At 53.3% G+C, this 22,893-nt stretch carries 19 protein-coding genes; 6 read left to right on the top strand and 13 right to left on the bottom strand.

The features are described 5' to 3' along the window. The first annotated feature begins 32 nt into the window (after positions 1 to 32). Together yaeI and FQZ95_RS11795 are read left to right on the top strand one after the other, a co-directional pair. Entirely contained in the window at positions 33 to 845 is an 813-nt protein-coding gene (yaeI, locus tag FQZ95_RS11800; protein WP_160530215.1) for a phosphodiesterase YaeI, read from the top strand. Positions 846 to 1,006: 161 nt separating this feature from the next. Beyond that, the gene (locus FQZ95_RS11795) at positions 1,007 to 1,393 is read left to right on the top strand and encodes a DUF3461 family protein (RefSeq protein WP_000272188.1); all 387 of its coding nucleotides are present in this window, start codon (positions 1,007 to 1,009) and stop codon (positions 1,391 to 1,393) included. A gap of 53 nt (positions 1,394 to 1,446) precedes the next feature. Here FQZ95_RS11795 and cdaR read toward each other — a convergent pair whose 3' ends face one another. The 3 genes from cdaR to dgt form a co-directional block, all read right to left on the bottom strand. Beyond that, the gene (gene cdaR, locus FQZ95_RS11790) at positions 1,447 to 2,604 is read right to left on the bottom strand and encodes a DNA-binding transcriptional regulator CdaR (protein ID WP_088541426.1); all 1,158 of its coding nucleotides are present in this window, start codon (positions 2,602 to 2,604) and stop codon (positions 1,447 to 1,449) included. Between the two features lie 154 nt (positions 2,605 to 2,758). After that, entirely contained in the window at positions 2,759 to 4,183 is a 1,425-nt protein-coding gene (gene degP, locus FQZ95_RS11785; protein ID WP_000753942.1) for a serine endoprotease DegP, read from the bottom strand. Between the two features lie 129 nt (positions 4,184 to 4,312). Further along, positions 4,313 to 5,830, bottom strand: coding sequence for a dGTPase (dgt, locus tag FQZ95_RS11780; protein ID WP_160530214.1), 1,518 nt, complete (start codon positions 5,828 to 5,830; stop codon positions 4,313 to 4,315). A gap of 83 nt (positions 5,831 to 5,913) precedes the next feature. Here dgt and mtnN point away from each other — a divergent pair, with 83 nt between their 5' ends. From mtnN to FQZ95_RS11765, 3 genes are read left to right on the top strand one after another with little or no spacing between them, the layout of a single operon-like run. Continuing rightward, on the top strand, positions 5,914 to 6,612 hold the full coding sequence (gene mtnN, locus FQZ95_RS11775; protein WP_000689844.1) for a 5'-methylthioadenosine/S-adenosylhomocysteine nucleosidase: 699 nt from the start codon (positions 5,914 to 5,916) through the stop codon (positions 6,610 to 6,612). After that, on the top strand, positions 6,605 to 7,405 hold the full coding sequence (btuF, locus tag FQZ95_RS11770) for a vitamin B12 ABC transporter substrate-binding protein BtuF (protein WP_160530213.1): 801 nt from the start codon (positions 6,605 to 6,607) through the stop codon (positions 7,403 to 7,405). The genes mtnN and btuF overlap by 8 nt, the downstream gene beginning before the upstream one ends. A 37-nt stretch (positions 7,406 to 7,442) precedes the next feature. Next, a complete protein-coding gene (locus tag FQZ95_RS11765) occupies positions 7,443 to 8,066 on the top strand; it encodes a TRIC cation channel family protein (protein WP_000964221.1) in 624 nt (207 codons plus the stop codon). A gap of 46 nt (positions 8,067 to 8,112) precedes the next feature. Here the strand turns inward: FQZ95_RS11765 and erpA are convergent, their stop codons facing one another. The 4 genes from erpA to yadX are packed head-to-tail and all read right to left on the bottom strand — an operon-like array spanning position 8,113 to position 10,019. Beyond that, positions 8,113 to 8,457 carry an iron-sulfur cluster insertion protein ErpA gene (gene erpA, locus FQZ95_RS11760; RefSeq protein ID WP_001295564.1) on the bottom strand — a complete coding sequence of 115 codons (345 nt, stop codon included), beginning with the start codon at positions 8,455 to 8,457 and terminating at the stop codon, positions 8,113 to 8,115. Next, positions 8,450 to 8,515, bottom strand: a complete 66-nt coding sequence (yadW, locus tag FQZ95_RS11755; protein ID WP_120795373.1) for a small protein YadW — start codon at positions 8,513 to 8,515, stop codon at positions 8,450 to 8,452. The genes erpA and yadW overlap by 8 nt, the downstream gene beginning before the upstream one ends. 23 nt (positions 8,516 to 8,538) lie before the next feature. After that, the gene (clcA, locus tag FQZ95_RS11750) at positions 8,539 to 9,960 is read right to left on the bottom strand and encodes a H(+)/Cl(-) exchange transporter ClcA (protein ID WP_000845394.1); all 1,422 of its coding nucleotides are present in this window, start codon (positions 9,958 to 9,960) and stop codon (positions 8,539 to 8,541) included. Positions 9,961 to 9,971: 11 nt separating this feature from the next. Continuing rightward, positions 9,972 to 10,019, bottom strand: coding sequence for a protein YadX (gene yadX, locus FQZ95_RS26390; RefSeq protein WP_211180485.1), 48 nt, complete (start codon positions 10,017 to 10,019; stop codon positions 9,972 to 9,974). Positions 10,020 to 10,184: 165 nt separating this feature from the next. On the opposite strand from yadX, the gene hemL reads away from it, so the two are divergent. Then, on the top strand, positions 10,185 to 11,465 hold the full coding sequence (gene hemL, locus FQZ95_RS11745; RefSeq protein WP_000045287.1) for a glutamate-1-semialdehyde 2,1-aminomutase: 1,281 nt from the start codon (positions 10,185 to 10,187) through the stop codon (positions 11,463 to 11,465). A gap of 157 nt (positions 11,466 to 11,622) precedes the next feature. On the opposite strand, the gene fhuB is transcribed toward hemL, so the two are convergent. The 6 genes from fhuB to hrpB form a co-directional block, all read right to left on the bottom strand. Next, complete coding sequence (gene fhuB, locus FQZ95_RS11740; RefSeq protein WP_160530212.1) at positions 11,623 to 13,605, bottom strand: Fe(3+)-hydroxamate ABC transporter permease FhuB; 1,983 nt, start codon at positions 13,603 to 13,605, stop codon at positions 11,623 to 11,625. Further along, the gene (gene fhuD, locus FQZ95_RS11735; protein ID WP_105282172.1) at positions 13,602 to 14,492 is read right to left on the bottom strand and encodes a Fe(3+)-hydroxamate ABC transporter substrate-binding protein FhuD; all 891 of its coding nucleotides are present in this window, start codon (positions 14,490 to 14,492) and stop codon (positions 13,602 to 13,604) included. The genes fhuB and fhuD overlap by 4 nt, the downstream gene beginning before the upstream one ends. Next, a complete protein-coding gene (gene fhuC, locus FQZ95_RS11730) occupies positions 14,492 to 15,289 on the bottom strand; it encodes a Fe3+-hydroxamate ABC transporter ATP-binding protein FhuC (protein WP_001311398.1) in 798 nt (265 codons plus the stop codon). Before fhuC ends, fhuD begins: the two co-directional genes overlap by 1 nt. Positions 15,290 to 15,339: 50 nt before the next feature. Further along, on the bottom strand, positions 15,340 to 17,583 hold the full coding sequence (gene fhuA, locus FQZ95_RS11725) for a ferrichrome porin FhuA (protein ID WP_105277301.1): 2,244 nt from the start codon (positions 17,581 to 17,583) through the stop codon (positions 15,340 to 15,342). A 219-nt stretch (positions 17,584 to 17,802) separates the two neighbouring features. Then, entirely contained in the window at positions 17,803 to 20,337 is a 2,535-nt protein-coding gene (gene mrcB, locus FQZ95_RS11720) for a bifunctional glycosyl transferase/transpeptidase (protein ID WP_000918155.1), read from the bottom strand. A gap of 93 nt (positions 20,338 to 20,430) precedes the next feature. Then, positions 20,431 to 22,860 carry an ATP-dependent helicase HrpB gene (gene hrpB, locus FQZ95_RS11715; RefSeq protein ID WP_160530211.1) on the bottom strand — a complete coding sequence of 810 codons (2,430 nt, stop codon included), beginning with the start codon at positions 22,858 to 22,860 and terminating at the stop codon, positions 20,431 to 20,433. Positions 22,861 to 22,893 lie beyond the last annotated feature (33 nt).

Genomic DNA, 22,893 nt, shown 5'->3' with positions numbered 1-22,893 from the left:
GACGCTGCCCGATTTTTTTGCAGGGATGAGCGATGATTTCACGCCGCCGATTTTTGCAGGCTACTGCCGCGACGATAGCCACGGGCTCAGGTTTCGGTTATATGCATTACTGGGAGCCAGGCTGGTTTGAATTAATCCGTCACAGCCTCGCCTTTTTTAAAGACAACGCAGCACCATTCAAAATTCTTTTTCTGGCCGATCTCCATTACTCTCGTTTTGTTCCTTTAAGCCTGATTTCTGACGCGATTGCTCTTGGCATAGAACAAAAGCCCGATTTGATATTACTGGGCGGCGATTACGTATTATTTGATATGCCGCTGAATTTTTCGGCGTTTAGTGACGTACTCTCCCCCCTTGCCGAATGTGCGCCGACGTTTGCCTGCTTCGGCAACCACGATCGCCCTGTTGGTACAGAAAAAAATCACTTAATTGGCGAGACGTTGAAATCAGTGGGCATCACGGTGTTGTTTAACCAGGCTACGGTGATCGCCACGCCGAACAGGCAATTCGAACTGGTAGGCACCGGTGACTTATGGGCCGGACAATGCAAACCGCCTCCCGCCAGCGAAGCCAATCTGCCAAGACTGGTGCTGGCGCATAATCCTGACAGCAAAGAAGTCATGCGTGATGATCCCTGGGATCTGATGCTGTGCGGCCATACTCACGGCGGGCAACTGCGCGTACCGTTGGTTGGTGAACCTTTTGCCCCTGTCGAAGATAAACGTTACGTCGCCGGATTAAATGCCTTTGGCGAACGACACATCTACACAACCCGCGGCGTGGGCAGTTTATATGGTTTGCGTCTGAACAGCCGCCCGGAAGTAACGATGCTGGAACTGGTGTAGAACGTGAATTTTATCGCCAGAATAAAGCAGGTAATTTTTTGATTTTTACGCCATGATAGAAGTCTGGAAGAAAAAGGCTTTCTGCGATCACAGTCGAGCCGGGCGGGCCAGGCCAAATGCTAAAATAAGCACAATTTACTGACTCATTTTGAGGTAACGCTATGTACGACAATCTGAAAAGTCTGGGTATTACCAATCCTGAAGAAATTGATCGTTACAGCCTCCGGCAGGAAGCCAACAACGATATTCTGAAAATCTATTTCCAGAAAGACAAAGGCGAGTTTTTCGCCAAGAGCGTGAAGTTTAAATATCCGCGTCAGCGTAAAACGGTCGTCGCTGATGGTGTGGGTCAGGGTTATAAAGAAGTCCAGGAAATCAGCCCGAATCTACGGTATATCATTGATGAGCTAGATCAAATCTGCCAGCGTGACCGCAGCGAAGTTGATCTTAAGCGTAAGATCCTCGACGACTTACGTCACCTGGAGTCAGTAGTAACCAATAAGATCAGCGAGATTGAAGCCGATCTGGAAAAACTGACGCGTAAATAATGTCATTCTGTGGGCCGGGTAAAGTCTCACCCGGCTGTAATTTTGTAATCGACCTACCGCTCTTCATCCAGTTGTAACGCCACATACAGCAGCAACCTGTCATCAAAATTGCCCAAATCAAGCCCGGTCAGTTCCGATATACGATTAAGCCGATACTCAAGAGTATTACGATGAATAAACAACGCCTTTGACGTTGCCAGCGGTTGCACATTGTGGCGAAACCACGCCGCCAGCGTTCGCCGCAGCAAGCCGTTATTGTCCATCGCTTTCAGCCGCGCCAGCGGTCGCGCCAGTTCGTTGGCCTGCCAATCGCCACGCAAACTGTCGAGCAACACAGGCAACATCAAATCCTGATAAAAATAGCAGCGACTTTCGGGCATCCGCTGTTTACCCACCACCATCGTCGTTTTCGCCGTACGATAAGAGCGGGCAATACTGCCTGGTCCGGTAAAATAGTTACCCAGCGAAACGCGAAAACGTAGCTGACCATACTCTTTCATGCGGGCAATCAGTTGTTCAACTCGCTTACGATGATCTTCTGCATCCCAGCGCCCAAACGAATTCAACGCCGGTTTCAACACCACCATTTCGGTCAGTGAAACAATCGCCACCAGATTATTACGCTCGGGTGTAGTCAGCGCGTTTTGCAGTTGCTGTAACTCCGCCATTGCGCTATCCACGCCAAGTTGACCGCTATCGACCTCAACAATAGCCACCACTCGCGGTTGATTGAGATCGACCCCCAGCCGTTGCGCCCAATCAGTAAGTGCGGGAGTATTCTCCTCGGCCTGAAGGAGGTTCATCACCAGTTCTTCCCGCAAACGGCTATCCTGCGCCAACAGGTGCATCAACCGCGACTGTTCCAGCATCATTTCAGCCGTCATGCAGACCAGTTCGCCATATTTACGCAGATTCTCTGGTTCACCTGTCAGGCCAATTACGCCGACAATTTCACCTTCCAGCCGTAACGGTAGATTAATCCCCTGCCGCACACCGTGCAGATGACGTGCCACCGCGTCATCGATATCGACGACTCGTCCCTGTGAAAGTACCAGCAATGCACCTTCGTGCAATTCACCAATACGCTCACGATCGCCGCTGCCGATAATACGCCCGCGGGCATCCATTACGTTAATATTGGTATCAATGATGCGCATGGTGCGCGCCACGATATCCTGCGCCATTTTGGTATCAAGATGCCAGCCAGCCATAAGTCCTCCGTTATGCACGGCTTAGCATAAGGAAGTACGTAACGTACGGCATTGTGCAAATGCCCAAAGGATGAGGAAGATGTATGGAGTTGTGGTGAAGTTCACAGATTGTAAGGAGAACCCCTTCCCGTTTTCAGGAAGGGGTTGAGGGAGATTACTGCATTAACAAGTAGATGGTGCTGTCGCCGCGCTGAATGTTCAGTGCCAGCACAGACGGTTTGCTGTCGAGAACTTTACGCAGTTCAGCGATGTTTTTCACTGCCTGCTGGTTCGCACCAATAATCACATCACCTTTCTTCAGGCCGATCTGCGCAGCTGGAGTGCCCGTTTTCACGTTGTTCACCACCACGCCCTGATCTTTGCCTTTGTTGCTCATCTCAGCGCCTTCAATGCCGTTGAAGATGGTGCTGGAATCAACCTGATTCTGGCTGCTCTGCTGCAGTTCCAGGTTCACGTTAACCTGCTTCCCGTCGCGCAGTAAGCCCAGGGTCAGTTTGCTGCCTACCGGCATAGTGCCCACCTGAGCACGCAGTGCGGCAAAGCTGCTGATTGGCTTACCGTTCAGTGAGGTGATCACATCACCCGCTTTAATGCCCGCTTTCGCGGCGGAAGAATTCGGCAGAACCTGGCTTACGAAAGCACCGCGCTGGGCGTCAACTTTCATCGCTTTCGCCAGATCGGAGTTCAGCTCAGTCCCCATAATACCCAGCTCACCGCGTTTCACCTGGCCGTATTCCACCATCTGCGAGGTCAGGTTTTTCACCATGTTACTCGGGATAGCAAAACCGATACCGATGTTGCCGCCGTCCGGTGCGAGGATCGCGGTGTTGATACCGATCAGTTCGCCGTTCAGGTTAACCAGCGCACCACCGGAGTTACCACGGTTGATCGCAGCATCGGTCTGGATGAAGTTTTCATAGTTTTCGGCATTCAGACCGCTACGCCCCAGCGCAGAGACAATCCCGGAAGTTACCGTCTCACCCAGACCAAACGGGTTACCAATTGCTACGGTGTAATCACCCACGCGCAGTGCATCAGAATCCGCCATCTTAATTGCGGTCAGATTTTTCGGGTTCTGGATCTGGATCAGCGCGATATCAGAGCGCGGATCTTTGCCAACCATCTTCGCGTCGAACTTACGACCATCGCTCAGCTGGACTTTAATCACCGTCGCGTTATCAACAACGTGGTTGTTGGTGACGACATAGCCTTTATCGGCATCAATGATGACGCCGGAACCCAGCGCCATGAATTTCTGTTGCTGGCCGCCGCCATTACCGCCCTGGCCCCCCTGGCAGAACGGAGAGCTCTGGAACGGAGAACCTTCCTGGCAGAACGGAGAATCATCACCGAAGAACTGCTGGAAATTACGCGGCATACGCGGCGTATTAACGGTTGTGCTACCTTCTACGTTAATGCTGACCACTGAAGGCATCACCTTTTCGAGCATCGGTGCAAGGCTTGGCATCTGCTGGGCTGTCGTTGCTGAAGAAGTCTCAGCCGCCGTTGCAGAGAGCGGAGATAACGCCAAACCTAAACTCAGAGCCAGTGCACTCAGTGCTAATGTGGTTTTTTTCATGTATTTCAGTCTCGATTAACAGATAACGCAAAATTGCTGTGTTCTTCAGATTCGTTTTATAGCGCGAAGTTCCGAACTAAAGTTTCTGCAAAAGGTAAAAATTTATTGTTCGTCTTTACAAAAGCCTGGTTATTGTTCTACGGCCATCAGACGTCGGTATTCATCCCAGGCATAGAGGTCGGTCATACCGCTGATATAATCCTGCAGCAGGCGGCAACGGTAATAATATTCCCATAGCGGAAACTCAGGAGAATCTGACGGTAATTTACTGACAGCCTCGACATAGGCCAGCCGATGGCGCGTCGAGAGTTTGTGGAATAAGCGCGATTCAATAGGGAAACGTTTCACCCGTTCTTTTTCTACCAGTTCAGTAAAGTCTGATAACGACAGGCTTAATAAAGGGCGATAAATCTCTAATAATCCGCTAATGACCCGATAGCCCTGCAATTCAAGCTGCTCGACATCTGGATGGCTAAACACATGTTTTACAGCGACATTTTTATATAGCTTTAGAAGATCGCTGCATTCGCTGGCATCTTCCAATAATGCATGATTAAACGTTCCGGCGAAAATCGCAGGCAGATTATCAATAAATCGTTGTGCCGCGTAGGGTACCAGTTTATTTAGGGTGTTTACCCGTAAATACATAAAAAACTGATCTTCCGTACTGCGGCTTAAACTATTTGAGCGTGATTTTTCCCAGGCATTTTCAACCACCAGCGAAAAGAGCGAACCTTTCTCATGCTGGCCCCACGCTTCGTGCAAATGATGATAAAGCTGCTCAACGCTGAATATTCTTTTCTCTACCGCATCTTCAAGATCTGCCACACAATAGGAGATGTCGTCGGCAGCTTCCATAATCCACGTTAATGGAAAACGACTGTAAAGCGCCAAATTAAGTTCTTTACGCAACCGGGCAATATAGGCTTCTTCAGAAAGATAATAACCCGGCTTTTTCATTAAATAGTGATGTGTCTCAGGCGTTTCACCACGCCACCACGCCGGACGAGTATATTTTAAAATACCGCCAACCTGTGCCCAGGTGAGATTCATCCGCATCAATGTATGCACCAGACGAATGCCTTGTGCATTACCCTCAAAATGACATAAGTCCTGACGTATTTTGCGCCGCAGCTCGTTAAGCGGTTCTTCCCCGTCCCGTAAACGTAGTGCTGCCACGCTGCAGCGATCGTCAGTCAGAGGCTGGCTTTCGGCATCTTTCGGGTGCAAACGCTGGCGAAACCAGTCATTTATCGCCGCTTCGCCAAAATGACCAAACGGCGGATTGCCGATATCGTGCATCAGGCATGACATCTCAACAATGCTTTCAAAAGGGCCGGTCAGTTCATCCAGGCCGTATGCTTCCAGCAATTTAAGCTCTTTCAGACGGCTTAAAATTTCTTTGGCGATGTAGCGCCCCACCTGCTGGACTTCCATCGAGTGGGTAAGACGCGTGCGCACGGCGGCATTGCGCTCCAGTGGAAAAACCTGGGTCTTTTGTTGCAGACGACGAATTGCCGGAGAGTTGATGATACGCCCGCGATCGCTCTCGAAGATCCGCAGGATCTCATGTTCGGTTTTAACGCCCTGTGGTGAACGGTAACGACGATGCCAGTTTATTTTTTTTCGGAAATCAATCTGTGCCATGTCCTCTCCCGCGTGAGAAATACGCTTCCCCGTAAGCGCATGGTAAACTATGCCTTCAAATCGGGCTTATCGCGAGTAAATCTATGAAAATCGGCATCATTGGTGCAATGGAAGAAGAAGTTACGCTGCTGCGTGACAAAATCGAAAACCGTCAAACTATCAGTCTGGGCGGTTGCGAAATCTATACCGGCCAACTGAATGGAACCGAGGTTGCGCTTCTGAAATCGGGCATCGGTAAAGTCGCTGCGGCGCTGGGTGCCACTCTGCTGTTGGAACACTGCAAGCCAGATGTGATTATTAACACCGGTTCTGCCGGTGGCCTGGCACCAACGCTGAAAGTGGGCGATATCGTTGTCTCGGACGAAGCACGTTATCACGACGCGGATGTCACGGCATTTGGTTACGAATACGGTCAGTTACCTGGCTGCCCGGCTGGCTTCAAAGCTGACGATAAACTGATCGCTGCCGCTGAGGCCTGCATTGCCGAACTGAATCTTAACGCTGTACGTGGCCTGATTGTTAGCGGCGACGCTTTCATCAACGGTTCTGTTGGTCTGGCGAAAATCCGCCACAACTTCCCACAGGCCATTGCTGTAGAGATGGAAGCGACGGCAATCGCCCATGTCTGCCACAATTTCAACGTCCCGTTTGTTGTCGTACGCGCCATCTCCGACGTGGCCGATCAACAGTCTCATCTTAGCTTCGATGAGTTCCTGGCTGTTGCCGCTAAACAGTCCAGCCTGATGGTTGAGTCACTGGTGCAGAAACTGGCACATGGCTAAGTCACTGTTCAGGGCGCTGGTCGCCCTGTCTTTTCTCGCGCCGCTGTGGCTCAACGCCGCGCCGCGCGTCATCACGCTTTCTCCCGCCAACACTGAACTCGCTTTTGCCGCCGGGATCACGCCGGTTGGGGTCAGCAGCTATTCCGACTATCCTCCACAAGCGCAAAAGATTGAGCAGGTTTCAACCTGGCAGGGGATGAATCTCGAACGCATTGTGGCCCTTAAACCCGATCTGGTGATTGCCTGGCGTGGAGGTAATGCCGAGCGGCAGGTTGACCAGTTAGCTTCGCTGGGAATAAAAGTGATGTGGGTCGATGCGACAAGCATTGAACAAATTGCCAATGCGTTACGTCAACTGGCCCCCTGGAGCCCACAACCGGACAAGGCTGTACAAGCCGCGCAATCCCTGCTGGACCAGTACGCACAATTGAAAGCGCAATATGCTGATAAACCTAAAAAACGTGTTTTTCTGCAATTCGGCATTAATCCGCCATTTACCAGTGGAAAAGAGTCGATTCAAAACCAGGTACTCGAAGTTTGTGGCGGAGAAAACATCTTTAAAGACAGCCGGGTTCCCTGGCCGCAAGTTAGCCGCGAACAGGTGTTAGCACGCGCGCCACAGGCGATTGTCATTACCGGCGGACCGGACCAAATTCCTAAAATCAAACAATACTGGGGTGAACAACTCAAAATTCCCGTTATTCCTCTCACGAGTGACTGGTTTGAACGTGCAAGCCCACGTATTATCCTCGCTGCACAACAGCTCTGTAATGCGCTTTCACAGGTAGATTAGCGCCTGACCTTTTCAGGTGCTCAGTGGGGATTGAACAATGCTCGTCTATTGGCTGGATATAGTCGGCACAGCGGTATTTGCCATCTCCGGCGTTTTGTTAGCCGGAAAATTGCGTATGGACCCTTTTGGTGTTCTGGTACTGGGCGTGGTTACCGCAGTAGGCGGCGGAACAATTCGCGACATGGCGCTGGATCACGGCCCGGTATTTTGGGTGAAAGATCCCACCGATCTGGTCGTTGCAATGGTAACCAGCATGCTGACCATCGTGCTGGTGCGCCAGCCAAGACGCTTACCAAAATGGATGTTGCCGGTGCTGGACGCCGTTGGTCTGGCGGTGTTTGTCGGCATTGGCGTGAATAAAGCCTTTAATGCGGAAGCCGGTCCGTTAATCGCGGTTTGTATGGGCGTCATTACTGGCGTTGGCGGCGGGATCATTCGTGATGTACTGGCCCGCGAAATCCCCATGATTTTACGTACAGAAATCTACGCAACTGCCTGTATTATTGGCGGTATTGTCCACGCTACGGCTTATTACACATTTTCCGTACCACTGGAAACAGCCAGTATGATGGGCATGGTCGTGACGCTATTGATTCGGCTGGCGGCTATTCGTTGGCATCTTAAGCTACCGACGTTTGCGCTGGATGAGAATGGGCGTTGAAGAGTGAAGATGTGCCGGATAGTTTATCCGGCACATGAACAACAGATTAGATGCTGAAGGAAGAACCGCAACCGCAGGTGCTTTTCGCGTTCGGGTTGGTCACGATGAAACGAGAACCTTCCAGACCTTCGGTATAGTCAACGGAACCGCCGACCAGATATTGCAGGCTCATCGGGTCAACCACCAGGCCAACGCCCTGTTTTTCGATGGTCATATCGCCTTCGTTCACCTGATCATCAAAGGTGAAACCATACTGGAAGCCGCTGCAACCGCCACCGGTGATATACACGCGTAATTTCAGATTCGGGTTATCTTCGTCAGCGATCAGGCTTTTAACTTTGTTGGCTGCTGCGTCGGTAAACTCCAGCGGCAGTGCTACGTCATCACTCATATTTTGCTCCAAACGACATCGGCAATTGGGCAAATTCTAACCCAATAATAATCGCCATTATCTAATACCCTGGTATTTCGTTCAAGTATTCTCGCTGGCTGATGCGGCCTTGCTTCGCGCCAGTTGCTCAGCTTCCTGTTTCGCCAGCGTGCGTGCAAGAATCGCCGAGTATAGCGGTTTCCCGCCGGTAAATTGTGCTAATAGTGTTGCGCCAAGACCGGTAATAATCATTGGCAAAATGAGCTGATAGTTATCGGTCATCTCCAGAACCAGAATGATCCCCGTTAACGGCGCGCGAATAGATGCCGCCAGTAACGCCCCCATTCCGGCAATAGCAAACGTCCCCGCCTCAAGGTGATATTGCGGAAACAGCTCAACGGCAACCATTCCGAAAGCGGTTCCCAGCACAGTACCCAGCGCCAGCATAGGGGCAAAAATACCGCCCGGCGCGCCGGAAGAGAAACAGAGTAAGGTGGTAATGACCCGCGCGACGAAGATAAACACCAGCATTCCCATGCTGAAATTCCCTGCGGTAGCGATAGGAATCAGGTTAAAGCCGCCGCCCGAAGTTGCTGGTGCCACAAACCCCAGCAATCCACACAGACCGCCAATCGCACCGCCCATCAGTACCCATTTGGTAATATTGCCGCCGTGCACACGGTGCAGCAAATCCTGCATCCCCAGCACCCATTTATTAAAAATAGGGCCGAAAATGCCAAAAATAATACCGAGGATCAGATAAAGCCACAGTGTATTAAGCGGCGCGTCAGAAAGTTTACCGACGTCAATCAACGCAACTTCATGATTAAAAATCCGGTACATAATGGTCGACATAATGACACCAATAAATACCGCTTTAATCGAAATTAACGTATAGCGAAACTGCGGACGCATCTCTTCGATAATAAACAATATACCCGCCAGCGGCGCATTAAAGGCCGCCGCCAGCCCCGCAGCAGCACCGGTTGCCAGCAGCGTATGGCGCGCTTCATCACCTTTCAGGCGGAATATATCAAGCACCATCCGACCGATATTACCGCCGATCTGCACGGTTGGCCCTTCACGCCCCAACACCATGCCGCCGCCGAGTGTCCCAAGCCCGCCAAAGAATTTCACCGGCAATACACGCCACCAGCGAACGGGACGTTGATCTTCCAACGCCCCTTCAATTTCCGGGATCCCCGAGCCACCGGCTTCCGGCGCGTATTTGCGCACCAAAAAGTAGCCGAACATCGCCAGCACTGCCGAACAGAGAAAAGCGACGGTTAACAGTAGCGGATAATTATCGGCCGTATGGACCAGCGCCCCCATGCGTTGGTTCTGTAACCAGGCGACGCCTTTGTCAAAAGCAACCGCTGCCAGCCCGACAAGCGTGCCGACGACGGCAGCCATAAACAAAATAGCTAACGGGGTTTTATCGCGCTCAAGAAGTTGGCGAATCAGTTGTCTGCGTCGCAGGCGCGCAGCCTGTGGTGTTTCTAAAGAGGGAGTATCAGTTTTCATCCAATGATCACTTATTGGTCATACAAATAAGATGACGGCATTTTACTCGCACGTTCCATGAAAATCCTTTGCAAAGCGTAATGTTTCAAATGTACAAAACTTTTATACTCTACGAAATCAGGATTGCACCAGCAGAAGCAACCTGACGTTTGACGAGTATTTAACTTGTTATGAATAAAATAGAATAGCAGCCATTCACTTTTTCTACGAATCAGGAACCCTCCATGAGTAAGTCTGAAAATCTATACAGCGCAGCGCGCGAGCTGATCCCTGGCGGTGTGAACTCCCCTGTTCGCGCCTTTACCGGCGTGGGCGGCACTCCACTGTTTATCGAAAAAGCGGACGGCGCTTATCTGTACGATGTTGATGGCAAAGCCTATATCGATTATGTCGGTTCCTGGGGGCCGATGGTGCTGGGCCATAACCATCCGGCGATCCGCAATGCCGTGATTGAAGCCGCCGAACGTGGTCTGAGCTTTGGCGCACCGACCGAAATGGAAGTGAAAATGGCGCAACTGGTGACCGAACTGGTGCCGACGATGGATATGGTGCGCATGGTGAACTCCGGCACCGAAGCGACGATGAGCGCCATCCGCCTGGCCCGTGGTTTTACCGGTCGCGACAAAATCATTAAATTCGAAGGTTGCTACCACGGTCACGCTGACTGTCTGCTGGTAAAAGCCGGTTCTGGCGCACTCACTTTAGGCCAGCCAAACTCGCCGGGCGTTCCGGCAGATTTCGCCAAACATACATTAACCTGTACTTATAACGATCTGGCCTCTGTACGCGCCGCGTTTGAGCAATACCCGCAAGAGATTGCCTGTATTATTGTCGAGCCAGTAGCAGGCAACATGAACTGTGTTCCGCCGCTGCCAGAGTTCCTACCGGGTCTGCGCGCACTGTGCGACGAATTTGGCGCATTGCTGATCATCGATGAAGTGATGACCGGTTTCCGCGTGGCGCTGGCTGGCGCGCAGGATTATTACGACGTGGTGCCAGACCTCACCTGCCTGGGCAAAATCATCGGCGGTGGAATGCCGGTAGGCGCATTCGGGGGTCGTCGTGATGTGATGGATGCGCTGGCCCCAACCGGTCCGGTCTATCAGGCGGGTACGCTTTCCGGTAACCCGATTGCGATGGCAGCCGGTTTCGCCTGTCTGAATGAAGTCGCGCAGCCGGGCGTTCACGAGACGCTGGATGAGCTGACAACACGTCTGGCAGAAGGTCTGCTGGAAGCGGCAGAAGAAGCGGGAATTCCATTGGTCGTTAACCACGTTGGCGGCATGTTCGGTATTTTCTTTACCGACGCCGAGTCCGTGACGTGCTATCAGGATGTGATGGCCTGCGACGTCGAGCGCTTTAAGCGTTTCTTCCATATGATGCTGGATGAAGGTGTTTACCTGGCACCGTCAGCGTTTGAAGCGGGCTTTATGTCTGTGGCGCACAGCATGGAAGATATCAATAACACCATCGATGCTGCACGTCGGGTGTTTGCGAAGTTGTGATCCAGCATGGTTTGTCGGATGCGGCGTAAACGCCTTATCCGACCTACAGATCAGGACCGTTTGTAGGCCCGATAAGACGCCACAGCGTCGCATCGGGCATCCGTTGCCGCGTAAAAGCTTTATCCATCCAGGAGTTAAGGGCCGTTATATGGAAAAATTAACGGCTCTGCTTTCTCAACAAATAGATAAAATACGGCGCGCCGATAAAGGTCGACAGCAGCCCCGCTGGGATCTGGAATGGAAACAGCACCATCCGCCCACACCAGTCAGCGAACACCAGCAACAATCCCCCTACCAGCGCCGAAATCACGATGTGCGGCATCGTCCGTCGAAAGCCCATCATCCGTGCGATATGCGGTGCCATCAGGCCAACAAAACTCAACGGCCCGATGGTCATTGTCGCGGTCGCCGTCAGGCAAGCCGCCAGCAGCAGTAGCGCAATTCGCGCCGGCGTCAGCGCCATTCCCACGGCTCGTGCGGTATCACCTCCCAGCGGTAAAATGGTCAGCCAGCGGCGGCACAGCGGGGTAATCGCCAGCAAAATCACCATCACAATTCCGGTGCGCCAGACCTGCGCCTCGGTCGCGTTGTAGGTCGAACCGGAAATCCAGGTCAGCACTTGCGCCATTCGCGGGTCACCACTTGCCTGCAACATCATCAAAAGCATGGTGAACGCAGTACTTAAGGCCATCCCCGCCAGTAACATGCGGTGTGGGGAAAATCCACCGCGCCCGGCAGCGATCATAATGATCAACAGCGTCACCGCCGCGCCGAGACTGCCCGCGGGTAACAGCCAGCCAAAGGCATTACCCGGCACCAGAAACAGCATCAACACCACACCAAACGCCGCGCCTGAACTAATCCCCAGCACTTCGGGGCTTGCCATCGGGTTTCCGGTCAGCCGCTGAATAATACAGCCCGCCACTGCCAGCATGATGCCCGCAAACAGTGCCGCCATAATTCGCGGCCAGCGCCAGGGCATTAAATCATCGAGCAGCGCCCCGCTCGCCCACGTCCAGCCGTGCGCATCACGACCAAACGACAGCGCCACCACCACAGCAATTATCAGCAGCACACCGCCAGCAAGGGCAAACGCCAGCACATGTTGGCGTTCAGTCGCGACACGATCGTTGGCCTTCATATCCGGCGCACTGATGCTGCGTAAACGCGGCAGCAGCCACAGTAACAGCGGCGCACCTATCAACGCCGTCACCGAACCGGTAGAAACTTCCATCCACACGCGAGTCAGCCAGAGGATGATTTGATCGGAAAGCCAGAGGATCAGCGCACCAATCAGTGACGCCAGCAGCAGTCTTGGCAGCAGACGCCGCGCCCCCAGCATTTTTGCCAGCAGTGGCGCGAACAACCCGATAAAGCCGATAATCCCCACCGCGTTCACCAACAGAGCACTGATGACTATCGCCAGCGACAGCGCCGCCAGACGCGCGAGCGATAAGGCCAGCCCGAGATTACGCGCCACGCCATCATCAAGCCCCATCAGGGTTAATGGACGAAGTAGCAGTAACGTCAGCATCACGCCGCCCAGCAGCTGTGGCCATAAACGCTCAACGCCGCCCCAGTCGGTTTGCGTCAGCGTTCCGGTACTCCACAGGAACATGCTTTGCAGCTGGTCGTGATGGAAGATAACCAGTAGCTGATTAATTGCCCCACAATAAAGGCTCACCACCAGCCCCGCGAGGATCAGTGTTACCGGCGAAAGCCGTTTCCCCCACGCGACGCCAAAGACAATTAAGCCAACAACGCAAGCCCCCGCCAGCGCAGCAAACTGGCTCGCCATAGCACCAGGGATCGCCCAGAGCGTGGTGACGGTAATCCCCAGTTGCGCGCCTGTAGCAACGCCCAACGTCGTCGGCTCCGCCAGCGGGTTACGCAGCACTTGCTGAAATAGCACGCCCACCAGCCCCAGACCCGCGCCCACCAGCAGCGAAATCGCCAGACGCGGCAGCAAGCTGTAGTGAAAAATCATCTGCTCGATGACATCGATATCCGGCGACCAGGTGGCCTGCACCCACTGGCTACGCGGCAGCGCCTGCGAGAAGTTCATCCAGGTGAGCATCGCTGCGACAATCACCAGCAGCGCCAGCAATAACGCCGGGAAAAGCGCAATACGTTTACTCACGCTTTACCTCCAATAGCATTATCCAGAATACGCACAAAATGCATTGCCGAGAGCGTCGCACCATAAAACCAGACTGCGGGGACGCGCTGAAAGCGTCCGGCACGGACAAACGGCATGGCCTGCCACAGCGGGGTTGCCATTAGTGCGTCCATGTCTCTGCTGTTGTCGTGATCAAAACAGAGCACATCAACGTCCTTATACGCTGCCAGACGATCGATACTGACGGCAGTACTGCCCCAGAAGTTGGTTTCTCCTTGCCAGGCATTTGGGATGCCGTACTCATCGAGAATTTCCTGGAACAGGCTGTTCGGGCCGAAGACCAGCATATGGCGCGGATCGATAAGTGTCGTCAGCAATAACGGGCGCGCACCACGCTTCACAAAGCGGGGTTTCATGCTGCGGATAAAGTCTTCATAGTGCGCTAAATGCGTTTCCGCTGCGCTTTGCAGGTTAAGTAAATCTGCCATTTCCGTCAGTGACTTACGCGCCATCGCCAGCGGCTGTTTGCCGTCGCTGAAGTTAAATCCGCGCCCAGGCGCAATGCGTGCCAGCATTTCTGGTGAAGGGCCATACCCTGCCGACCAGACCATAAACGACGGCTTCATTTCGGTCAGCAGTTCAAGGTTAGGTTCTGTCCGCAAACCGACGTCAATCACCGATTCAGGTAATGGCGGTTCGCTGACCCACAGGCGATAGTTGATGGTATCCGCCACGCCGTAAGGTACGATGCCGAGCGCCAGCAGTAATTCCACCGGCAACCACTCCAGCGCCACAATACGATTGGGATCAATAGCCGCCGCGCGGGCGGTATTCATCTGCCATAACAACGGAGAAAGCGCCATCGCCGTTAACAGTCGACGGCGCGAAATAAGAGGTAAGCCGCTCATCAATAAACAAAACTCACAGGTGCAGCACCCGCCGGATGCGGCAAAATACCCATCGGGATGCCATAAATCATTTCGAGGGTTTCGCCGCGCATAATTTCCGCAGGCGTTCCCTGAGCAATCATTTCACCGCCGCGCAGGGCGACCAGATAATCACAGTAACGCGCAGCCATATTGATATCGTGCAGCACGGCAATGACCGTCAGGCCACGCTCCTGACTTAAACGATGCACCAGCGCCAGCACATCAACCTGGTGGGCGATATCCAGCGCCGAGGTCGGTTCGTCGAGCAACAGACAACGGCTATCCTGCGCCACCAGCATGGCGATCCACGCCCGTTGACGTTCGCCGCCAGAGAGGCTATCGACCAGCCGATGCGCCAGCGGTTTTAAGCCAACCAGCGAGATAGCCTCTTCGACCTTTTCGCGATCTGCCACGCCAAAGCGTCCCAGCGCGCCATGCCACGGGTAACGACCAATCGCCACCAGTTCACGCACCGTCATCCCTTCAGCCGGGGGAAGTTGCTGCGGCAAATAAGCCACCTTGCGGGCAAACGCTTTGCTGCTCCAGCTTTCCAGCGGCTGGGCATCAAGAAGAATCTCCCCTTCCGACGGCGGTTGGTGACGGCCAAGCATTTTGAGCAGAGTGGATTTACCAGAACCGTTGTGACCAATCAGACCGGTCACTTTCCCGGCAGGAAAGGTTAACGACAGCGGATGCAAAAGCGTGCGCCCGGGCACACGAAAGGAGATATTACGCAGTGCAAAAGTGGTATCGGAATGATTCGTGTATTCCTGCATAACAGCCAACTTGTGAAACGGGCACGGAAATCCGTGCCCCAAAAGAGAAATTAGAAACGGAAGGTTGCGGTTGCAACGACCTGACGTTCTGCGCCCCAGAAGCAGCCATAGGTGTTAAAGCAGCTGGCGACGTATTCACGATCGAACAGGTTGTTAACATGCAGCGCCACGTTGGAGCCCGCCATGCCGACCCGCGCCAGATCATAACGCACTAACGCATCCACGACCGTATAACTTCCCACTTTAAAGGAGTTAGCCGGATCACCATAGCTGGAGCCAGTATAACGACCACCGGTGCCCAGCGTCAGGCCAGAAAGCGGACCGTCAAAGAAGGTATAGTCAGCCCACAGCGAAGCCATGTGTTTTGGCACCTGTGCAGGCGTATTGCCTTTATAGGTAGTGTCGGTGGTGTATTCCGCATCGGTGTAAGTATAAGAACCTACTACGTTAACACTCGCCGACAGCGCCGCTTTCGCTTCGATTTCTACGCCACGAGCGCGGATCTCGCCACCTTCAACCGAGAAGAAGGAACCCTCAGGGTCCGCCATCAGGTTGTTGGTTTTAGTGAGATTATACACAGCACCAGTAACCACAATTGGGCGATCTTCCGGTACATATTTCACGCCGACCTCATACTGCTTACCTTTAGACGGCGCAAAAATATTACCATCCTTCCCAACTTGTGAAGAAGGTTCAAACGATTCGCTATAGCTGAAGTAAGGTGTTACACCATTATCAAACAGGTAGTTAACACCACCACGCCAGGTAAACTGTTTGTCATCACGTTTATCGGTCGTCCCTTCAACGCGGTTATGAGACTCTTGATCCGCCCAGTCATAACGACCGCCCAGGGTGACCAGCACTTTATCCCACTGCGCCTGATCCTGAACATAAACACCCGTTTGTTTCTGCTTATTCAAAATGCGGTAAGGACCGGAGTTTGCCGGATCTTTCGCATTGAAGTCGAAATCGGTATTCACCGGATTGTACAGATCGAGCAGCGGTACGGAGTCGTCGTAACCAAACCAGGCGTTGATGTCATTACGCATACGCATAAAGTCGACACCGGTCAGCAGAGTGTGGTCGATATCGCCAGTGGCAAACTTGCTCTGCAACTGGGTATCAACGGAGAAGTTTTGCAGCTTCTCATCATCAACGACGTATTTACGTGCCAGGTAGTGACCTTTATCGGCTGGCGCTAAAGCGGCACACTGTTTGCTGTAAGCATTCGCCGGATCGGAGCAGACGCCGTAACCATAAACGCTGTTTTGCGAAGTTTTGTTTTCAGCAAAGCGCAGGTTCTGACGCACCGTAAAGGTGTCATTAAACTCGTGGTCGAAGCTATAACCCACCATCTTCTCATTACGAGAATAGGTGTTGTTCTTCGCTCCTTCGTTAAAGTCCGTCGGCAGACGTTTACCGTTTGGCAGCGGCTCAACGGTCCCCTCTTTCGGCAGCCAGCCGTAATAACCGGTTTCCGGTTCATTCTGGAAGTAAGAGAGGAAAGTGAAATTGGTTTTATCGTCCGGACGCCAGGTAAACGCTGGCGCAATGGCATAACGCTGCTCTTCTGACCCTTTCTGCTGGGCATTGGCAGAGCGCGCCAGTCCGGTCAGACGATAAGAGTAAACGCCGTCATCATCCAGCGCATCGCTAAAGTCAAAACCGGTCTGGAACAGGCTGTCTGTGCCCGCTTTAAATTGGATTTCTTTCAGCGGTTCAGTAGTCGGACGCTTGCTGACCATATTCAACAGGCCGCCAGGACTGCTTTTACCGTAAAGCACTGAAACCGGGCCACGCATAATTTCAGCGCGTTCCAGCATATACGGGTCAATGACCGCATCGTTATAGAAGTTGCCCTGCAACTTCAGGCCATTCAGATAGTTATTCTGGCTTTGGCCTTCTGCTGCAAAACCACGAATAATCAAATGATCATAAGTGTTTGATGCACCACGCGTACCGACCGAAACGCCCGGCGTATAGCTAAGCGCTTCTTTTACTGACTTAGGCTGATGCAGCGCCATTTCTTCGGCAGTGACAACAGAAATTGACTGCGGCACTTTTTGAATCGGTGTATCGGTTTTGGTGCCGGTAGCGGACTGTCGCGCCGCAATAGTTGCAGCTGGCCCCCATGCGCTTTCTTGCGGCGCTGGTGCAGCGGTAACGGTGATAGTGTCTTCTTTCGGTTCAACCGCTGCCTGTGCGTAAACAGACATGCCGCTAACCGCTGTGGCTACTACAACTGCAATTTTACGCAGTGAGTGTTTTGGCTGAGCAGTTTTGGAACGCGCCATTGGTATATCTCTGATGTAAAGTGAATGATAACGTAAACGAGAATGATTATTATAAAGATGAGATAATATTCGAAACGCTGGCGGGTTCGCAAGCGGTACGCAATCTGAGCATTCCTGAGGGGTTAATAAACAATCAGATGAAAAGAAAGGGTTAATACTTTGGGTAGGATGTTATTTTACCGGATGGCGACTCGCCATCCGGTATGTCACGCTTAGACGTTAATTACTACCAAACATATCCTTGATCCAACCTGCTACGCCGTCACTGTCTTTCTGCTCTTGCTGAGCAGGTTGCTGTTGCGGCTGTTGCTGCGGCTGAGAAGACTGATCAAACGGATTGCCTGACGGTTGCTGCTGCATCTCACTCTGCTGGCACAGCGATTGCGGATCGCTGGTCCAGACCGGTAAGACACGCATGCCCCCGCTGCAGACAAAGTTGCCGTCATAGTCCACGCCCATATCTGCAATGTCTTCTGGCGGAACAAGATTCAGCGGTGTTGGCGTCTGGTTAGCCAGATAACGCTGATAAATCGACATTGCCCCGCTGGCTCCATACAGTTTGGTCGGCTGGTTGTTATCACGGCCTACCCAGGTGATGGTCACCGTGCTGCCGTCAATGCCCGCAAACCAGGTATCTACGTTGTTGTTGGTAGTACCCGTTTTCCCTGCCAGATGCAGATTTGGATATTTCGCCCCAAGCTGACGTCCCGTACCGCGTTGTACCACCTGCTGCATGGTCCATAGTGTCAGATACGCCGCCTGAGCCGGAACAGCGCGTTCCGCCTGCGGGAAGCTCTGATACAGTACCTTGCCATCTTCCGCGATTACCGAACGCAGCGCAGAAAGCGGTGCTCGGTTACCACCGCTGGCGATGGTCTGGAACGCCTGCGCCACTTCGATTGGCGTTAAGTTCAACGCCCCCAGCAGCATTGCCGGAACCGGATGCAGCTGATCTTTCGGTACGCCCAGTTTAATCCAGGTATCCGTAACCGCAGGCAGCCCCAGCGCCATCCCCAGATTTACCGTCGGCACGTTCATCGAACGAGTCAACGCATCCACCAGCATCACTCTGCCACTTTCGCTATAACGACGATCATCGTTCTGCGGTGACCAGACCTGACCGTTCGGCTGACGCAGCGCGATTGGCGCATCGGCAATCCACGTGTTCAGGCGATAGATTTTCGGCTGGCTTAAGGCCGTCAGATAAGTCGCTGGTTTTGCAAGGGAACCAATCGAACGACGCGCCTGCATAGCACGGTTGTAACCTGCAAACTGCGGCTCAGAACCACCAACCATCGCGCGAACTTCACCGCTAAAGCGGTCGACAACCACAATTGCCGTTTCCAGATCGCTCAGCTTTCGCTGTTTCTTCAGCGCCGGAATACCCTCCACGGCGGCTTTTTCTGCCGCGTCCTGGGCCACCGAGTCAAAGGTAGTGAAGATCTTCACGCCAGAGAGATCTTTCACTTTATCGCCCAGTTTCGCCTGTAGCTCCTGACGCACCAGTTGCATAAAGGCTGGCTGTGGAGAGATTACGCCACCGCGCGGCTGAACGCCCAGCGGACGTGCACTTAACATGTCATAGAGTTCTTGATCAATAATCTGTTGCTGTTGCAGCAGACGCAGCACCAGGTTACGTCGCTCCAGCGCCAGTTTCGGGTTACGCCACGGGTTATAGATCGACGCCCCTTTCACCATACCAACCAACAGCGCCTGCTGGTCGAGACTCAGCTCTTCTACCGGGCGACCAAAGTAGTACAGGCTCGCCAGCGGGAAACCGCGGATTTCGTTGTCACCGCTCTGACCGAGATACACCTCGTTCATATACAGCTCAAGAATGCGGTCTTTGCTGTAACGCGCATCCATGATCAGCGCCATGTAGGCTTCGTTCGCTTTACGCCAGTAAGAGCGCTCGCTGGAGAGGAACAGGTTCTTCACCAACTGCTGGGTCAGCGTACTGGCCCCCTGTACCGTACGACCTGCCGTCAGGTTCGCCAGCACGGCACGGCCAATGGAATAGAGACTGATCCCATCATGCTCGTAGAAATGACGGTCTTCAGTCGCCAACAACGTATCCACCAGCAAATCCGGGAAACCACTGCGCGGCACAAACAGACGCTGCTCACCGTTTGGTGAAGAGATCATGGTGATCAGGCGCGGATCAAGACGGAAGAAACCGAACTGACGGTTGTTCTCCATATTGACGATGGTCGCCAGATGATCGCCATCAAAGGTCAGACGTGCACGCACCTGCCCTTCTTTACTGTCCGGGAAATCAAACGGACGGCGGATCATTTCAATGCTGTTGGCCTGCACGGTAAATTCGCCAGGGCGCGTCATTTTCGACACCTGACGATACTGGGTCGCCTCCAGCAGCTTCACCATCTCGTTTTTGCTGATGGTCATGTCTGGCTCAAGGTTGACCATTCGGCCATAAACAGCCGCAGGCAGTTGCCAGACCTTGCCATCAATACGGCTGCGAATTTTTTGATCGAGATAAACACCGTAAATGGCGATCAGCACGGCAAAAACGATAGCCAGTTTTAGCAGCAGCCATAGCCAGCCGCGTTTGCCACGAGGCTTACGCCCTTTGCCTTTGCCCTTACCTTTGCGCGGCATCGGTTCTTCATCCTCATAGTCATCATAATCGTCGTAATCATCGTCATCTTCGTAACGACGACGGCTTACCTTTTGTTTGACCGGACGCGTCGGTTTCCCTTTGCGTCCAATTGGCTCGCGGTCATTCCCGGCCATGCTTTTTCTCCGCAATATTCAGGCGCAAAAGCCCGATTTTCTGTTCTTCTGTAACAAGACAGAAGAAGATATCTCTCAAATTTACTTTGGTCTTCATGAATACTTTTTCGTCCGTCGCGTCGGTGCGGTATTTGCCGGATCATCCGGCCAGACGTGTTTGGGATAACGCCCTTTCATCTCTTTTTGCACCTCGCGATACGCTCCTTTCCAGAAGGCACTCAAATCTCGTGTGATTTGCAGAGGCCTTTGGGCAGGAGAAAGCAACTCCAGCACCAGCGGCACGCGCCCCTGGGCGATCGTCGGATTGGTGGCCTCGCCAAACATCTCCTGCATTCTCACCGCCAGCGCGGGCGGGTTATCTTCATGGTAACGAATGGCGATCCGGCTTCCCGTCGGCACAGTGTAATGCGCAGGCAATTCACTATCCAGACGTTGCTGCATCCCCCAATCAAGTAATCCGCGTAGCGCCTGATAAATATCGAGTGATTTCAGGCCGCGTAGCGAATGTACGCCTGTCATATGCGGCAGGAGCCACGTTTCCAGCGTCGCCAACAAACTTTCATCATCAACCGCTGGCCAGTCATATTCTGGCAACCACCTGGCGGCGCATAACAAACGCAAGCGTAGCTGTTCCGCTTCCGGCGTCCAGTAAAGCACGCTTAAGCCTTTTTCACGAATGCCGTTAAGCATCGCCTGATGCAGCTCGTCTTCTGAAGGCTTCGCCAGCGGCTGCACTTTTACCGTCAGTTGACCAATTTGCAACCGACGCCAGGCTTTCAGCGTACCTTGCGCATCATCCCACTCCACGGTGTCCGATTGCTGCACCAGCTGCGGACACCGTTGTACTAATTCATCGATATCGACCAGTAGCGCCAGTAAAATCCGCGCATCCGGCGAGGCGGTGCCCTGCAATAATAACGGTGCGATCAGCCATTCGTGGCGGCTTAGCGCATCGTCGGCATCGAGCATCGCCCCCATGCCGTTTGCCAGTTGATAGCGTCCATCTTGCCCACGGCGGCGAGCGATGCGATCGGCAAACGCTCCGGCAAGTAACGGTGCGATAAGCGAACTGTCTGCCTCACCGCCGCGTACGTTTAAGCGCTTTAACAGTTGCTGGCTACGTTGCTGCCAGGCAGGTTGATTGCGCGAAAACGCCACGCCCAGATCGATATTGCCCATCCGTGGTGGCTCTTCGAGAATAGCGGCAATTTTTGCAGCGGTAGCAGCTTCGTCGTCGCTCTTTACGCTCACCAGCATTGCCGCTAAACGCGGATCGTTACCCAGCGTCGCCATTTTCTGCCCTTTCGTGCTTAGCCGTTCACCGTCCATCGCCCCCAGCATCCGCAACAGGCGTTTCGCGGCCTGTAAATTCACGGCTGGCGGTTGATCCAGCCAGCTCATCTGCGCCGGATCGCTGCATCCCCATTGCAGTAATTCCATCAGCAAACCGGAGAGATCGCTTTGTAATATTTCTGGTTCACTTTGCGCGGAGGCGCGTTCTGCTTGTTCTTTGGCGATTAAATGTAAACAGATCCCCGGCTCCAGACGTCCGGCACGCCCGGCGCGTTGCGTCATTGATGCCTGGCTAATGCGTTGGGTAATCAGCCGCGTTAGCCCCGTACGCGGATCAAAGCGCGCCACTCGTTCCTGAGCACAATCCACCACCAGACGAATACCTTCGATGGTTAAACTGGTTTCAGCAATATTGGTCGCCAGCACCACTTTGCGCATCCCTTGTGGTGCCGGAAGGATCGCTTTTCGCTGATCGTTCAGCGACAACGCGCCATACAGCGGGCAGAGCAACACATCACTACCGATGCGCGAAGCCAGTTGTTCCTGAACGCGCTGAATTTCTCCGACACCAGGTAAAAATAACAGTAATGAGCCGCTTTCCTGATGCAGCAATTCGGCGGTGGCAACCGCCACGGCTTCATCAAAACGCTGATGAGCGGGCAGCGGTAAATATCGGCGTTCAACCGGAAACGAGCGCCCTTCTGAGATGACGACGGGCGCTTCTGGCAGCATCTGCTGCAAGCGGTCATTGTCCAGCGTAGCCGACATAATCAGTTGTTTAAGGTCGTCACGCAGACCCTGTTGCACATCGAGTAACAGCGCCAACGCCAGATCCGCCTGCAAGCTGCGCTCATGAAACTCATCGAGGATCACCAATCCAACGCCGCTCAGTTCAGGGTCACGCTGGATCATGCGCGTCAACACGCCTTCGGTAACTACTTCCAGGCGTGTATTTGGCCCGACACAGTTTTGCGCGCGCATCCGGTAGCCTACCGTATCACCTGTTTTTTCGTTAAGCAGTTCCGCCAGTCGTTGCGCAACGTTACGCGCCGCCAGACGACGCGGCTCCAGCAGGATAATTTTTCCGTTAATGCCGGGATGCGCCAGCAGTTGCAGCGGCAGCCAGGTTGATTTCCCGGCCCCGGTCGGCGCACTTAATAACACCTGCGGTGCACCATCGAGGGCAGCAAGTAACTCAGGTAAGACGGCAGCAACGGGCAACGACGACACAAAACGCTCCAGAGGGTTAACATTCTTCGCGCC

Origin of the sequence: Escherichia sp. HH41S (assembly GCF_009820115.1) — a bacterium.
Lineage (GTDB): Bacteria > Pseudomonadota > Gammaproteobacteria > Enterobacterales > Enterobacteriaceae > Escherichia > Escherichia coli_F.
The sequence above is the reverse complement of the archived record's forward strand: the minus strand, read 5'-3'. Positions and strand labels throughout refer to the sequence as shown.

Coding starts and splice junctions, on each gene's coding strand:
- yaeI (WP_160530215.1), top strand. CDS start 33: ATGATTTCACGCCGCCGATTTTTGCAGGCTACTGCCGCGACGATAGCC.
- FQZ95_RS11795 (WP_000272188.1), top strand. CDS start 1,007: ATGTACGACAATCTGAAAAGTCTGGGTATTACCAATCCTGAAGAAATT.
- degP (WP_000753942.1), bottom strand. CDS start 4,183: ATGAAAAAAACCACATTAGCACTGAGTGCACTGGCTCTGAGTTTAGGT.
- fhuA (WP_105277301.1), bottom strand. CDS start 17,583: ATGGCGCGTTCCAAAACTGCTCAGCCAAAACACTCACTGCGTAAAATT.
- FQZ95_RS11765 (WP_000964221.1), top strand. CDS start 7,443: ATGCTCGTCTATTGGCTGGATATAGTCGGCACAGCGGTATTTGCCATC.
- btuF (WP_160530213.1), top strand. CDS start 6,605: ATGGCTAAGTCACTGTTCAGGGCGCTGGTCGCCCTGTCTTTTCTCGCG.
- dgt (WP_160530214.1), bottom strand. CDS start 5,830: ATGGCACAGATTGATTTCCGAAAAAAAATAAACTGGCATCGTCGTTAC.
- fhuC (WP_001311398.1), bottom strand. CDS start 15,289: ATGCAGGAATACACGAATCATTCCGATACCACTTTTGCACTGCGTAAT.
- mrcB (WP_000918155.1), bottom strand. CDS start 20,337: ATGGCCGGGAATGACCGCGAGCCAATTGGACGCAAAGGGAAACCGACG.
- clcA (WP_000845394.1), bottom strand. CDS start 9,960: ATGAAAACTGATACTCCCTCTTTAGAAACACCACAGGCTGCGCGCCTG.
- fhuD (WP_105282172.1), bottom strand. CDS start 14,492: ATGAGCGGCTTACCTCTTATTTCGCGCCGTCGACTGTTAACGGCGATG.
- cdaR (WP_088541426.1), bottom strand. CDS start 2,604: ATGGCTGGCTGGCATCTTGATACCAAAATGGCGCAGGATATCGTGGCG.
- mtnN (WP_000689844.1), top strand. CDS start 5,914: ATGAAAATCGGCATCATTGGTGCAATGGAAGAAGAAGTTACGCTGCTG.
- hemL (WP_000045287.1), top strand. CDS start 10,185: ATGAGTAAGTCTGAAAATCTATACAGCGCAGCGCGCGAGCTGATCCCT.
- erpA (WP_001295564.1), bottom strand. CDS start 8,457: ATGAGTGATGACGTAGCACTGCCGCTGGAGTTTACCGACGCAGCAGCC.